Source organism: Aquincola agrisoli (genome assembly GCF_036621135.1).
Lineage (GTDB): Bacteria > Pseudomonadota > Gammaproteobacteria > Burkholderiales > Burkholderiaceae_C > Aquincola > Aquincola agrisoli.
The window spans coordinates 49,154-63,070 of the sequence record NZ_JAZIBG010000048.1; the positions used below are offsets into that span (position 1 = coordinate 49,154).

At 70.7% G+C, this 13,917-nt stretch carries 14 protein-coding genes; 12 read left to right on the forward strand and 2 right to left on the reverse strand.

Features of this window, described 5'->3' with window-relative positions:
- Positions 1–74: 74 nt before the first annotated feature.
- The 12 genes from V4F39_RS22105 (at position 75) to V4F39_RS22160 (ending at position 12,033) form a co-directional block, all read left to right on the forward strand.
- A complete protein-coding gene (locus V4F39_RS22105; RefSeq protein ID WP_332292161.1) occupies positions 75–581 on the forward strand; it encodes a MarR family winged helix-turn-helix transcriptional regulator in 507 nt (168 codons plus the stop codon).
- Between the two features lie 307 nt (positions 582–888).
- Positions 889–1,644 carry an SDR family NAD(P)-dependent oxidoreductase gene (locus V4F39_RS22110; RefSeq protein ID WP_332292162.1) on the forward strand — a complete coding sequence of 252 codons (756 nt, stop codon included), beginning with the start codon at positions 889–891 and terminating at the stop codon, positions 1,642–1,644.
- Positions 1,645–1,675: 31 nt separating this feature from the next.
- Positions 1,676–2,644 (forward strand): isopenicillin N synthase family dioxygenase, encoded by a 969-nt coding sequence (locus tag V4F39_RS22115; protein WP_332292163.1) that lies wholly within the window; start codon positions 1,676–1,678, stop codon positions 2,642–2,644.
- A 175-nt stretch (positions 2,645–2,819) separates the two neighbouring features.
- Positions 2,820–5,231 (forward strand): xanthine dehydrogenase family protein molybdopterin-binding subunit, encoded by a 2,412-nt coding sequence (locus V4F39_RS22120; RefSeq protein ID WP_332292165.1) that lies wholly within the window; start codon positions 2,820–2,822, stop codon positions 5,229–5,231.
- Complete coding sequence (locus V4F39_RS22125) at positions 5,228–6,046, forward strand: FAD binding domain-containing protein (protein WP_332292167.1); 819 nt, start codon at positions 5,228–5,230, stop codon at positions 6,044–6,046. Before V4F39_RS22120 ends, V4F39_RS22125 begins: the two co-directional genes overlap by 4 nt.
- Entirely contained in the window at positions 6,043–6,585 is a 543-nt protein-coding gene (locus V4F39_RS22130) for a (2Fe-2S)-binding protein (protein WP_332292168.1), read from the forward strand. Before V4F39_RS22125 ends, V4F39_RS22130 begins: the two co-directional genes overlap by 4 nt.
- Positions 6,575–7,273: an SRPBCC family protein gene (locus V4F39_RS22135; RefSeq protein WP_332292169.1), complete on the forward strand. Its 699-nt coding sequence runs from the start codon at positions 6,575–6,577 to the stop codon at positions 7,271–7,273. The genes V4F39_RS22130 and V4F39_RS22135 overlap by 11 nt, the downstream gene beginning before the upstream one ends.
- Positions 7,274–7,388: 115 nt before the next feature.
- Complete coding sequence (locus tag V4F39_RS22140) at positions 7,389–8,546, forward strand: ABC transporter substrate-binding protein (RefSeq protein ID WP_332292170.1); 1,158 nt, start codon at positions 7,389–7,391, stop codon at positions 8,544–8,546.
- A 12-nt stretch (positions 8,547–8,558) separates the two neighbouring features.
- Positions 8,559–9,431: a branched-chain amino acid ABC transporter permease gene (locus V4F39_RS22145; protein WP_332292171.1), complete on the forward strand. Its 873-nt coding sequence runs from the start codon at positions 8,559–8,561 to the stop codon at positions 9,429–9,431.
- 4 nt (positions 9,432–9,435) lie between these two features.
- Entirely contained in the window at positions 9,436–10,518 is a 1,083-nt protein-coding gene (locus V4F39_RS22150) for a branched-chain amino acid ABC transporter permease (RefSeq protein WP_332292172.1), read from the forward strand.
- Positions 10,515–11,342 (forward strand): ABC transporter ATP-binding protein, encoded by an 828-nt coding sequence (locus tag V4F39_RS22155; protein WP_332292173.1) that lies wholly within the window; start codon positions 10,515–10,517, stop codon positions 11,340–11,342. Before V4F39_RS22150 ends, V4F39_RS22155 begins: the two co-directional genes overlap by 4 nt.
- Positions 11,329–12,033: an ABC transporter ATP-binding protein gene (locus V4F39_RS22160; protein ID WP_332292174.1), complete on the forward strand. Its 705-nt coding sequence runs from the start codon at positions 11,329–11,331 to the stop codon at positions 12,031–12,033. Before V4F39_RS22155 ends, V4F39_RS22160 begins: the two co-directional genes overlap by 14 nt.
- A gap of 16 nt (positions 12,034–12,049) precedes the next feature.
- Here V4F39_RS22160 and V4F39_RS22165 read toward each other — a convergent pair whose 3' ends face one another.
- Both V4F39_RS22165 and V4F39_RS22170 read right to left on the reverse strand, forming a co-directional pair.
- The gene (locus V4F39_RS22165; RefSeq protein ID WP_332292175.1) at positions 12,050–13,345 is read right to left on the reverse strand and encodes an NAD(P)/FAD-dependent oxidoreductase; all 1,296 of its coding nucleotides are present in this window, start codon (positions 13,343–13,345) and stop codon (positions 12,050–12,052) included.
- A gap of 52 nt (positions 13,346–13,397) precedes the next feature.
- Positions 13,398–13,712 carry a hypothetical protein gene (locus V4F39_RS22170; RefSeq protein WP_332292176.1) on the reverse strand — a complete coding sequence of 105 codons (315 nt, stop codon included), beginning with the start codon at positions 13,710–13,712 and terminating at the stop codon, positions 13,398–13,400.
- Between the last annotated feature and the right edge of the window lie 205 nt (positions 13,713–13,917).

The following is a 13,917-nucleotide window of genomic DNA, read 5'->3' on the forward strand; positions in this document are numbered from 1 at the left end:
TCTGTGCCACGCAGCATGCGCCCAGGTGGTGCATGCCGCGCCCGCGCAGGCCGCCTTGCGGCTAGACTTTTTGCATGAGCGAACAAAAAGATCCAGCCGTGCAGGCCGAACTTGCGCAGTACCACGACCGTTCGGCGCTGTTCAGCCGCCCCGGCTTCCTGATCCGCCGGCTGCACCAGATCCACACCTGGCTCTTCGCCGAGGAAACGCAGGCCTACAACATCACGCCGGTGCAGTACAGCCTGCTTACCGCGCTGGCCGAGCACGGCGAGATGGACCAGAACACGCTCGCCTACGAGATCGGCCTGGAACGTACCAGCGTGGCCGAGGTGCTGCCGCGGCTGGAAGCGCGCGGCGTCGTGGAGCGCCGGCAGTCGCCACTGGACAGGCGCGTGAAGCTGGTGAAGATCAGCCGCAAGGGCCGCGCGCTGGCCAAGCGCATGGCCGCGGCGGCGCAGCGCGCGCACGACCGCACGATCGAGCTGCTGCCGCCCGAGGAGCGCGAGCAGTTCATGTTGCAGCTCATCAAGCTCGTCGAGGCCAACAACGACGGCAGCGTGGTGCCGCTGCGCCTGCGCTGAGGGCCCGATGCCCACCCCTGTGCGCAGCAAATAGTTGGTATGCCCCATTTCTGCGCAAGGCGACGCAGACGGCTCACCATCCGGGTGCAGAGGGAGGCTGCGGCGTGCGAAACGCCGGCTCCTCGATAGGTCATATACGTGGTGCACCACACAGTTTCGTTCGTCGAATTTTTCCGTCGTGTCAATGACTTGGATCAAGCGCCATCCCGTCCATCCTGCTCAATGGCATAGCGGTTGCTAGCCACCGGCAGCGCGATCCACCCGTACGGCAGCCCGCCGGCGCGGAGCCGCGACCGGGAGCAAACGAATGAGTCTGGACAATGCGGTGGCCATCGTCACCGGGGGTGCGCAGGGCATCGGTTTCGCCGCCGCGCAGCGGCTGGGCGAACGCGGCGCCAGGCTGGTGGTCGCCGACCGCAGCGGCGCCGAGGCCGCGGCCCGTGCGCTGCGCGAAAGCGGCTTCGACGCGATCGCGGTCGACGTCGACGTCTCGCAGCCCGAGCAGGTCGCCGCCATGGCGCAGCGCGCCGAGGCGCACTTCGGCCGCATCGACGTGCTGGTGAACAACGCCGGCATCTACTCGTCGCTGAAACCCACGCCCTTCGAGCAGCTCACGATGCAGGACTGGCGCCAGGTGCTCGACGTCAACGTGATCGGCGTCTTCCTCGCGTGCCAGGCCGTGCTGCCGGCTTTCAAGCGCGCGGGCGGCGGGCGCATCGTCAACATCTCCTCCGGGGTCGCGTTCAAGGGCAACCCCTGGATGGCGCACTACGTGGCCAGCAAGGGCGCCGTGATCTCGCTGACGCGGGCGCTCGCCACCGAACTGGGCGCGCACCAGGTGCTGGTGAACAGCGTCGCACCCGGCTTCACGCTCAGCGACGGCGTGCACGCCAACCCGACCCTGGTGGAGGGCGTGAAGGGCCCCTCGTTGCGCGGCCGCGTGCTGGCGCGCGACATGGTGCCGGCCGACCTGGTGGGCGCGATCGAATTCTTCGCCGGTGCGCAAGCTGCCTTCATCACCGGCCAGACGCTGGTGGTGGACGGCGGCGCGTACTTCCATTGAACCGCCACCAGTCCACGATGGAGACACCGGCATGACCACCATCCCCGTGATCGACCTCGCCCCCGCGCTGGGCGGCACCGCCGAGGCGCGCATGGCCGTGGCCCGCCAGATGGAGGCGGCCTGCACCGACATCGGCTTCTTCACGATCCGCGGCCACGGCGTGCCGCTGGCACTGATCGACGGCCTGCGCAGCCATGCGAAGCACTTCTTCAACCTGCCGCTGGAGCGCAAGCTCGAAGCGCAGCCGGAAGACCCGGCCGTGCCGCGCGGCTACCGCGCACTGGGCTTCGACGCCCTCTCCCGCGGCAACGCGGGGCAGGCACCCGGCGACCTGAAGGAGTACTACCACTTCGGCCGCGAGCGGTGGCCCGACGCGCCCTACTACACCGGCGAGGAAGGCCGCCGCTACTTCGTGCCGAACCGCTGGCCGAAGGAGCCCCAAGGCTGGGCCGACACCGCCGCAGCCTACTACGGCCACATGGAGCGGCTGACGAACGAGATGATGGCGCTCGTCGCGCTGGCGCTGGGCCTGGACGAGCGCTTCTTCGCCGACAAGATCGACCGCCACATCACGGCGATGCGCATCAACTTCTACCCGGCGCAGACCGCCGCGCCCGAACCCGGCCAGCTGCGCGCCGGTGCGCACACCGACTACGGCCTGCTCACCATCCTCAACGGCGAGAACACGGCCGGCGGCCTGCAGGTGCAGACGCGCCAGGGCGACTGGCTGCCGGTGGAGACGGCGCCCGACACCTTCGTCGTCAACATCGGCGATCTGCTGATGCGCTGGACGAACGACCGCTGGGTGTCGAACGTGCACCGGGTGGTGAACCCGCCCGTCGAGGCCGGCGCCGAGGCGCAACGCATCTCGATCGCGTTCTTCCACCATCCGAACTACGACGCGCTCGTCGAATGCGTCGCACCGCCGGGGCAGGCCAAGTACCCACCGGTGCGCTCCGGCGACTACCGCACGCAGAAGTACCGCCAGACACGCGTCTGAACCCGGCCGGGTGCACGGCAGCGTGCACCGTGCACCCGGATCGGGCATGCACGCACGGCTTGCCGCCACAAATACGTGGCACACCACATAAACAGGTAGCTCTCCCCCGCATGAACACTGGCACGCTCGTTGCGATAGCTGTGTGTCCTGAACGGGATCCCAATTTGTCCAGCCCATGAACGCCCTGACACCCCCCGCCCTGCTGCGCCCCGAAACCCCGGCCTCCGCCCAGGGCATCGGCGAGCGCGTGCAACGCAAGGAAGACCGGCGCCTGCTGCTGGGCCGCGGCCAGTTCGTCGGCGACATCCGCATGCCGGACATGCTGGACGTGGCCTTCGTGCGCGCCCCGCTGGCCCACGCCCGGCTGAACGGCATCACCAAACCCGAGGGGCTGGAGAACATGGTCTACACGATGGCCGACCTGGCCGGCGTGAAGCCCATCCTCGCGGCCTCGTCGCTGCCGGGCTTCAAGCGCTCGGTGCAGCACCCGCTGGCGCACGGCAAGGTGCGGCACGTGGGCGAGCTGGTGGCCGCCTGCGTGGCCCCCAACCGCGCGCGCGCCGAGGACATCGCCGCGAGGGTGGAGGTGGACTACGCCGAGCTGCCCGTGTTGGCCGACATGCACGCCGCGATGGAAGCGCCCACCCGGCTGCACGACGACTGGAGCGACAACGTCTTCGCCGAGACGCGTGTCGACCGCCGCGTGGCCGAAGGCAGCGCGCCCACCCGCACGCTGCGCCGCCAGCTGCGAACCTCACGCCAATGCATGATGCCGCTCGAAGGCCGCGCGGTGCTGTGCTGGTGGGACCACCGGCTCGACCAACTGGTGATGTACTCGGCCGCGCAGCTGCCGCACATCAACCGCACCGGCTTGGCCGGATGCCTGGGGCTCGACCAGGGGCAGATCCGCGTGATCTCGCCCGACGTGGGCGGCGGCTTTGGCTACAAGGGCATCCTGCTGCCGGAAGAGATCTGCTGCGCCTGGCTGGCCCGCCACCTGGGCCGCCCGGTGCGCTGGCTGGAAGACCGGCGCGAGCAGCTCAGCGCCAACGCCAACTGCCGCGAACACGCCTACGACATCGCAGTGGAAGTGGAGGCCGACGGCCGCCTGGTCGGCATCGAGTGCGACGCGGTGGTGGACTCGGGCGCCTATTCGTCGTACCCCTTCAGCGCCTGCCTGGAGGCCGCGCAGATCGGCTCGATCCTGCCCGGCCCCTACGTGATGGACTACTTCCGCTGCCGCACCCGCTCGGCCGCGACGAACAAGCCGCCCATCCTGCCGTACCGCGGCGTGGCCCGCACCGGCGTGTGCTTCGCGCTGGAGCTGATGCTCGACGCCGCCGCGCGCGAGCTGGGCATCGAGCCCTTCGAGCTGCGCTCGAAGAGCCTGGTGCCGGCCAGCGCCATGCCCTACACGAACATCACGCACAAGCTGTTCGACTCCGGCAACTACCAGGCCGCGATGGACCAGGCGGTGGCGGCACTGGACTGGACCGGCTGGCGCCAGCGCCAGCAGGCCGCGCACACGCCGCGCGCCGACGGCAACCCGGCGACGAAGCGCATCGGCCTGGGCCTGGCGGTGTTCTGCGAGCAGGGCGCGCACGGCACCTCCGTCTACCACGGCTGGGGCATCCCGATGGTGCCGGGCTACGAGCAGTGCGCCGCCCGCTTCACGCCCGACGGCGTGCTGGAGCTGCGCATCGGCGCGCATTCGCACGGCCAGGGCATGGAGACCTCGATGGCGCAAGTGGCGCATTCGGTGCTGGGCATCGGCATCGAGCAGGTGCGGCTGGTGCATGGCGACACCGCGCAATCGCCCTACTCCACCGGCACCTGGGGTTCGCGCTGCGCAGTGATGTCGGGCGGCGCGGTGGGCACGGCCTGCCAGGCGCTGGCCGACCGCATGCGCGCGATGGCCGCGGTGCTGCTGGGCGCACCTGCCGAATCGCTGCGGCTGGAAGGCGGCCGCTTCGCCACGGCCGACGGCACCGCCGCGCTCACGCTCACCGAGATCGCCTACATCTGGTACCGCGCGCCGCAGAAGATCCCGCCCGGCATCGAGCCCGGTGGCCTGGAGGTGGTGGCCGGCTACAAGACCCAGCCCGACACCGGCACCTTCAGCTACGCCTGCCACGCCTGCGCGGTGGAGGTGGACACCGCCACCGGCCAGGTGCGCCTGCTCGACTACGCCATCTGCGAGGACGGCGGCGTGCTGTTGAACCCGCTGATCGTCGAAGGCCAGCTCATCGGCGGCCTGGCGCAGGGCATCGGCACTGCGCTGTACGAGGAGATGCCCTTCGACGCCGAAGGCCAGCCGCTGGCCTCGACGATGGCCGACTACCTCCTGCCCGGCGCCGGCGAAATGCCGCCGCTGAAGGTGCTGCACATGGAAACCCCTAGCCCGCACAGCCTCTTCGGCCAGAAGGGCATCGGCGAAGGCGGTGCCATCGCCCCGCCCGCGGCCATCATCAACGCGGTGAACGACGCGCTGTTCGCGCTGGGCGCCGAGCTCACCGAATGCCCGGCCAGCCCGGAGCGCGTGCTGGCTGCGCTGGCGTCGGCAAGCGCCGCAGGAGCCCGCGCATGAAGGCCACCGCCTACACCTTCCAGCGCCCCGCCGCGCTGGCCGCAGCGGCCGCACAGCTGCGCGACGGCGGCTGGGGCTGCAAGCCCGTCGCCGGCGGCCAGTCGCTCGGTGCCATGCTGAACCTGCGGCTCGCCCAGCCCGACACGCTGGTCGACCTCGACACGCTGCCCGAGCTGCGCGCCGTGCAAGAGACGGCCGACGCCGTGACCTTCGGCGCCATGGTCACCCATGCGCAGATCGAAGACGGCCGCGTGCCCGACCCCACCCGCGGCCTGATGCCGCACGTGGCCCGCGGCATCGCCTACCGCGCCGTACGCAACCGCGGCACGCTGGGCGGCAGCCTGTGCCATGCCGACCCGGCCGCGGACTGGGTCAGCACAATGCCGCTGGCGGGTGCCACGCTGGTGCTGGCCGGCCCCGAGGGCCGCCGCGAGGTGCCGGCCGCGGGCTTCATGCTCACCGCCTTCGAGACGCAGCTGGCCGATGGCGAGCTGCTGGCCGCCATCCGCGTGCCGCGCCGTTCGGCCGCCACACGCTGGGCCTATCGCAAGTTCTGCCGCAAGACCGGCGAGTTCGCCAACGCACTGGCCGCCTGCCTCGTCGACCCGGCCGACGGCACCGAGCGCATCGTGCTCGGCGCACTCGACGGCGCACCGCACATGGCCGACGGCCCCGGCCTGATCGCCAGCCTGAAGGCGGAGCGCCACCGCGCCGACTGGCTGCACAGCCTGGGCCTCGGCCTCGACACCCCCCGCTTCACGATGCTCGGCGAGATGCTGCGCCTGGCCCTGCTCGACCTGGAGACCGCCCGATGACCACGCCCTTGCTGGCATTCCCGCCGGTGGCGACCGAGACCATCCGGCTCGACGTCAACGGCCGCGTGCACGAGCTGCACGTGGAGCCGCGCACCCACCTGGCCGACGCGCTGCGCGAGCACTGCGGCCTCACCGCCACGCACCTGGGCTGCGAGCACGGTGTGTGCGGCGCCTGCACCGTCGAGGTGGACGGCGCGCCGCAGCGCAGCTGCCTGCAGTCGGCGGTGCGCTTCGTCGGCAAGCCGGTGCGCACGCTGGAAGCCTTCGACGACGACCCCGTGATGGCCGAGCTGCGCGCCGCCTTCTCGGCCGAGCACGCGCTGCAGTGCGGCTACTGCACCCCCGGCATGCTGATGACGGCCCGCGACATCGTGCTGCGCCTGCCGCACGCCGACGACGACCGCGTGCGGGAGGAGCTCGCCGGCAACCTCTGCCGCTGCACCGGCTACCAGGGCATCGTGCAGGCCATCCGGCGCGTGCTCGATGCACGCGTCGCCGGCGCCACTTCGGCCTCCCAGGAGATCGCCCATGCAGCTTGAACAAGCCTTCACGCTCGCCGCCGCGCCCGATGCGGTGTGGCAGGCCTTCCACGATGTCGCCCTGCTGGTCGACTGCCTGCCGGGTGCATCGCTCAAGCCCGGCACGCCAGTGCCTGCCGCCGGCGAGGCGATAGGCACTGACATCCCGCTGATGTTCAAGGTGAAGTTGGGGCCCATCGCCGCGGGGTTTGCCGGTCAGGGCCAGCTCACGCTCGACGAGGCGGCCCGCAGCGGCAGCTTCGCCGGCAGCGCGATCGACACGAAGACCAACACCCGCGTGAAGGGCGAGGCGCGCTTTGCGCTGCAGCCCGAAGCGGCCGGCGTGCGCGTGGCGATGGTGGTGGACTACACCATCACCGGCACGCTCGCGCAGTTCAGCCGCGAGGGCATCGTGCGCGCGCTGGCCGAGCAGCTGACCAAGCAGTTCGCCGACAACCTGCAGGCCCGCCTGCCGCAGGCGCCCGCGCCGTCGGCCGCGCCCGTGGCCGACGGCGCGGCAACGCTGGCCGCGGCCGGCATCACCGCATCCGCGCCCGACCTGTCCGCGACGGCGGCAGCGGTGGGCCCCGCGGTCGCCGCACCGGCGCCGCGACGTCCTGCCGCTGCGGCTGCCGACACCTCGTCGATCGACCTCTGGAGCCTGCTCAAAGCATGGTTGCGCGGCCTGTTCGCGCGGCCCCGCGCCTGATCGCAGAACCCGCCCCGTTTCCTCACCGCCACCGTCGCCCAGCAGCCGCCCCGCAGGCGGCCCGGGCATCCCTTTGTCCCGCTTTTTGTTGTCGACCCGCCCGAAGGACCCCGCCATGAACACGCTTCCGACCCTGCGCGCCGCCCTGGCCGCATCGGCCCTCGTTGCCGCAGCCACGCCGTCCTACGCCCAGGACACCATCAAGGTCGGCGTCTCGCAGCCGCTGACCGGCGCCGTCGCCGCCTCCGGCACCTACGTGACCAACGGCGCCCGCATCGCCGCGGACATCATCAACAAGAAGGGCGGCGTGCTCGGCAAGAAGCTCGAGCTGGTGATCGAGGACAACAAGTCCAACCCGCGGGAGGCCGTCAACTCGGCCGAAAAGCTCATCCTGAAGGACAAGGTGCCCGTGATGATGGGCGCCTGGAGCTCCACCTTCACGCTGGCCATCATGCCCAAGCTGATGGAGTACGGCGTGCCGATGGTGGTGGAGACCGCCTCCTCCGGCAAGATCACCACCGCCGGCAACCCCTGGATCTTCCGCACCAGCCCCACGTCGGCGATGGAGGCCACGGCCTTCGGCAAGCAGCTCGACAGCTTCACGCCCACCATCAAGAAGGTCGACTTCCTGTCGGTCAACAACGACTGGGGCCTGGGCGCCGCGGCCGAGTTCAAGAAGATGTTCGAGGCCAAGGGCGTGGCCATCGGCCGCACCGAGACCATGGCCCCCGATGCCACCGACCTGTCGGCCCAGCTCGCCGCGCTCAAGGGCACGGGCGCCGACACGCTGATCGTCACCTCGGGCATCGAGCAGCTCACGCTGGCCATCCGCCAGGCCGGCGAGCAGCGCCTGCCGCAGCGCATCATCACCACCGGCGGCTCGTTCCCCGAGCCCTTGCTGAAGACGCCCGGCCCCAAGGGCTACGCCAGCCAGCACCTGCTGTTCTTCGCCCCGTGGGAAGTGCAGCGCGCCAAGTACCCCGACGTGGCCAAGGAGTACGTCGAGGAATGGAACGCCCGCAAGCTCGACTTCGCCGGCCAGACCGAAGGCTTCCGCGGCTATGACGCGATCCTGACCATCGCCGAGGCTATCAAGATCGCCGGCAAGGCCGAACCCGCCGCCATCCGCGACGCGCTGTGGAAGGTGAAGGTCAAGGGCGTCAACGGCGACGTCGGCTTCGTCAAGGAAGGCCCGGCCGGCAAGGAGAGCGGCCAGAACGAGCCCAACATCTACGTCGTCGAGCTCAAGGACGGCGCGGTCACCGTCAAGTAAGCGCCTGCGGCCGTGGACCAGTTCCTCCAACACCTCCTGAACGGCCTCGTGCTGGGGGCCACCTACGCGCTGCTGGGCATCGGCCTCACGCTGATCTTCGGCATCATGAAGGTGGTCAACATGGCGCACGGCGAGCTCTACACGCTGGGCGCCTACGTGGCCTACGGCTTCGTGTCGCTGCTGGGGCTCAACTACTTCGGCTCGGTGCTGATGGCGGCCGTCGTCGGCATCGCGGCCGGCGCGCTGATCGAATGGCTGCTGCTGCGCAGGCGCAACCTCGCGGCGATCGACGAGGTGATGCTCATCATGATCGGCGTGATGATCGTGCTGCAGAACGCCGAGCTGCTGGCCTGGGGCGGCGTGGCCAAGGCCGTGCCTTCGCCCTTCTCGCAGGAGCCGGTGGTGTTCGGCGCGGTGTCGGTCTCGCCGATCCGGCTCTTCGTGCTGTGCACGGCGCTGGTGCTGCTGGTCGCGTTCTACCTGCTGATCGAGCGCTCGCGGCTGGGCCTGTCGATGCGTGCCACCTTCCAGGACAAGGACGCCGCCAAGATCGTCGGCGTCAACGTCTCGCGCATCTACACGCTCACCTTCGCGCTGGGCTCGGGCCTGGCCGCGGTGGCGGGCGCGCTGCTGGCGCCGGTGTTCGTCGTCAACCCGACGATGGGCGACCTGGCCAGCCTGAAGGCCTTCGCGATCGTGATCCTCGGCGGCCTGGGCAACCTGGCCGGCGCGGCGCTGGGCGGCTTCGCGCTGGCGCTGATCGAGGAGTTCGGCGCCGGCTACATCTCCACGGCCTACCGCGACGCCATCGGCTTCCTCGTCATCCTCCTGGTGATGATGCTGCGGCCGCAGGGCCTGTTCACGATGAAAGAACGCGTGGGGTGACGCGATGAAATCCTCTTCGATCCTGTTCGTGGCCAGCGTGCTGCTGCTCGCCGCCCTGCCCGTGCTGTGGCCCGACCCGTACGTGCTGTCGGTCGTGGCCTCGGCCGGCATCTTCATCATCGCCGCGATCAGCCTGAACCTGCTGCTGGGCTACACCGGCCAGCTGAGCCTGGGGCACGTGGCGTTCTTCGGCATCGGCGCCTACACCAGCGCGCTGATGTCGCTGGGCTTCGACGTCACGCTGCCGGGCTCCGACGAACCCTTCGTCGTCGCACCCAAGCCGGTGTGGCTGGCCTTCGCCAGCGGCATCGTCGTCGCCGGCCTCTTCGGCTGGCTGGTGGGCAAGCTGGCGTTCCGCGTGCGCGGCGCGTACTTCGTCATCGTCACCATCAGCTTCGCGCAGGTGATGCGCATGGTGGCCACCAACTGGGTCGACCTGACCGAAGGCCCGATGGCGCTGAACAGCATCCCGCCGCTCACGCTGTGGGTGCCGGGCGAAGGCGTGGTCGACCTCGTCACCAAGGCCAGCACCTACTGGCTGGTGCTGGCGGTGGCGGTGATCGCCTGGCTGCTGGTGGCCGCGCTGGTGCACAGCCGCACCGGCCGCGCCATGATCGCGCTGCGCGAGAACGAGACGCTGGCCCGCTCGATCGGCGTGCCCGTCACGCACTACCTGCGCATCGCCGCGGTGGGCGCCGCTGCCATCGCGGGTGCCGCGGGCGGGCTCTACGCGCACACCGTGCGCATCATCGACCCCGACGTCTTCATGTTCATGTTCACGATCACGATGGTCATCATGGTGATCGTCGGCGGCAAGGGCACACTGGCCGGCCCGGTGGTGGGCGGGCTGCTGTTCGGCCTGCTGCCCGAGCTGCTGCGCGGCCGGCTCGCGCCCGAGGTGCAGTGGATCCTCTACGGCACGCTGATGATCGTGATCCTGATCTTCATGCCGCGCGGCATCGTGCCCGCGCTGTCGGGCCTGCGCCGCCGCAAGCGCGCACCTCAGGCCCGCCCGCAGTCCGCAGCCGCGCCGGCTGCGGCGCCCGCCGTCCAACCGCCCGCGCGCGCCGCCGGAGAAGCCGCATGAGCGCACCCCCATCCACGGCCATGCCTGCCGCGGCCGCCGGCACCGCACAGGAGGTGCTGCGCCTCGAAGACGTGACGATGCAGATCGCCGGCCTCACCGCCGTCGACCACCTGAGCTTCTCGGTGCAGGCCGGCCAGATCGTGAGCCTGATCGGCCCCAACGGCGCCGGCAAGACCACCACGTTCAACGTGATCTCGGGCTACATGCGGCCCACCGCCGGCCGCGTGCTGCTGTTCGGCGAGGACGCCACCGCGCAGCCGCCGGAGCGCATCGCGCAGCGCGGCCTGGTGCGCAGCTTCCAGCGCACCAGCGTGTTCGCCGGCTGCACGGTGTTCGACAACATCCTCACCGGCCTGCACCTGCGCGGCGGCAGCGGCGTGCTGCAGGCGCTGATGCGCGGCGCCGGCTTCCGCCGCGAGGAGGAACGGCTGCGCGCCGAGGCGCGAGAGATGCTGGCCTTCCTCGGCCTCGAAGCGCGGGCCGGCGAACTGGCCAGCGGCCTCTCCTACGGCGAACAGCGGCTGCTGGGCGTGGGCCTGGCACTGGCCGCACGCCCGCGCATGCTGCTGCTCGACGAACCCGCCGCCGGCCTGAACCCGTCGGAGACGGAAGCGTTCAAGGAGATGGTGCGCCGCATCCGCGACAGCGGCATCACCGTGCTGCTGGTGGAACACGACATGCACATGGTGATGTCGATCTCCGACCACATCGTCGTGCTGAACCACGGCAAGCTGATCGCCACCGGCGGCCCGCAAGCCATCCAGCAGCACCCGGAAGTCATTCGCGCCTACCTCGGATCGGGGCTGCAACGTGCTCAAGCTTGACCAAGTCACCGTGCGCTACGGCGCCACCGTCGGCATCGACCGCCTCTCGATCGAGGTGCGGGAAGGAGAGCTCGTCACGCTGATCGGCGCCAACGGCGCCGGCAAGTCGACGACGCTGCGCGCCATCAGCGGGCTGGAGCCGCTCGCCCACGGGCAGATCCACTTCGACGGCCACCGCATCTCGGGCGCGCCGCCGGCGCAGATCATCGACCGCGGCATCGCGCACTGCCCGGAAGGCCGCCGCGTGTTCCCTCAGCTCACGGTGCGCGAGAACCTGGAGATGGGCGCCTACCGGCGCAGCGACCGCCAGCGCGCGCGCCAGGACATGGAGCGCATGTTCGACAAGTTCCCCCGCCTGCGCGAGCGCAGCGGCCAGGCGGCCGGGACCCTGTCGGGCGGCGAGCAGCAGATGCTGGCCATCGCCCGCGCGCTGATGTCGCGGCCGCGGCTGGTGATGTTCGACGAGCCCTCGCTCGGCCTCGCGCCCAACTTCGTCGAGATGATCTTCGAGCTGATCCTCGAGGTGCGGCGCAGCGGCACCACGGTGCTGATGGTGGAACAGAACGCCTACGCCGCGCTGGAGATGTGCGACCGCGCCTACCTGCTCGAAGGCGGGCACGTGGTGACCACCGGCACCTCGCGGGAGATGCTCGCCAATCCCGACATCCGCAAGGCCTACCTGGGCGGCTGAGCGGCCCGGCGGGGCCTCAGCTGAGCCGGATCTTCGGCCGCACCCAACCGTTCAGCCGCTCCGCCGCCCACATGGCCGCGGCGCGCAGCACGCCGTGCAGGCCGATCTGGTGCTGGCGGTACAGCAGCACGTGGCTCATCTGGGCGAAGCGCCCCTGGATGAAGCCGCCCTCGAAGAAGCCGAACTTGCCGAGCGTGCCGAAGGCGTTGTACTGGCTCAGCGAGACCAGCGCGCCGCGGTCGCGGAACCGGAAGGCGGGCACCGCCCGGCCCTCCGCCAGCCAGGGGCCGAGGTGGCGTGCCAGGTGGTGGGCCTGCTGGTTGGCGACCTGCGCGGTGGGAGGCAGGGGCTGTGCGCCCTCGGTCGGCACGAGGCTCGCGCAATCGCCGAGCGCGAAGATGCGCGGGTCGTCCACGCTGTGCAGGCTCGGACCGATCACCACCTGGTTCGTCCGGTTGACGCTCAAGCCGCCGGCCGTGGCCAGGAAGTCGTCCGCCTTGACGCCGGCCGCCCAGACCAACATGTCGGCCTCGATCAGCCTGCCGTCGCCCAGGCGGAAACCGCCCGCCTCCGCGCCCGTCACGCGGGTGTCGACGTGCAGCTCGATGCCAAGCCGGCGCAACTGCCCGGCGCTCGACGCGGAGACCGCCTCCGGGAAGGCGGGCAGGATGCGCGGCCCGCTTTCCAGCAGCGTCACGTGCACGCGCTCGCGCACGGTGGGATCGCCGTAGCCCGCGGCGATGTCCAGCAGGTTGCGCAGCTCCGCGCACAACTCGACCCCCGTGGCACCGCCGCCGACGATCGCGATGCGCAGCGGCTCGCGGTGCACCACGCTGCGCAGCACCCTGCCGCGCAACTGGGCATTGAAGGCCTCGGCCTGGGCCTGGCTGTCGATGAAGTGGCAGTGCTCGGCCACCCCCGGCGTGCCGAAATCGTTGGCCCGGCTGCCGATGGCGAGCACCAGCGCGTCGTAGCGCAGGCTGCGCTGCTCGAGCAGCACCTCGCCTTCGGGCATCAGCAGCGGCGCCAGCGTGAGCTCGCGCGCCTGGCGGTCCAGGCCGCAGGGCACGCCGGGCTGGTAGCTGAAGCCGTGCCGGCGTGCGTGCTCGATGTAGCTGACCTGCTGCTGGTGCACGTCCCAGGTGCCGGCCGCGATCGTGTGCAGCATCGGCTTCCACACGTAGGTCGCGCTGCGGTCGATCAGCGCCACCTCGGCCTGGCCGGAGCGCCCGAGCTGTTCACCCAGGCGGGTCGCAAGCAACAGGCCGGCGATCCCGCCGCCGACGACGAGAACTCTCTGCGGGGTTGTCATCGGCCCAGTTTATAGAGCGACGCCGCCCCGCGCCTCGCGCTGCGGGCTGTCGTCAGATGTCGACAGGCACCTGCAGCCGGCTCATCGGCAACACGCCTTGGTCGCCGTCCTCGTAGATCAGGTAGACGGCGGTGGGCAGGGCGCCCCAGCAGGCCTGGTAGGTCTGCCCCTGCACGACCGCCGACGCGGTGCGGAAGTGCCGCCGCGCATCGGGCTCGATGCGGTTGAGCACCGCCTCGTTGGTGCAGGCGGCCTCCGACAGTCGGATCAGGTCGCCCCCTTCGTAGGCCACGAGGTCGCCCGACCTCGCCGGCAGGGCCGTGAGTGCCGTGCAGAGCGCGGTGAGCAGCAGAGCGGTTCGGTTCATCGGGACACCTCCTGTGCGCGGCACCTGTCGCGCGATGCGGTCAGTCCATTCTGCGGAGCGGCCGCGCCAGCGGTGTAGGACGGTGGAGGTCTCCAGGTGCGACATCGACGCGTCCGGCTGTCCGACGCACCGCGGGCACGGCGGCGGCCCGCACCGGATGGAATCACCAATCTGTTGCGTTCAACACACAAATGCTTCAGGAAAC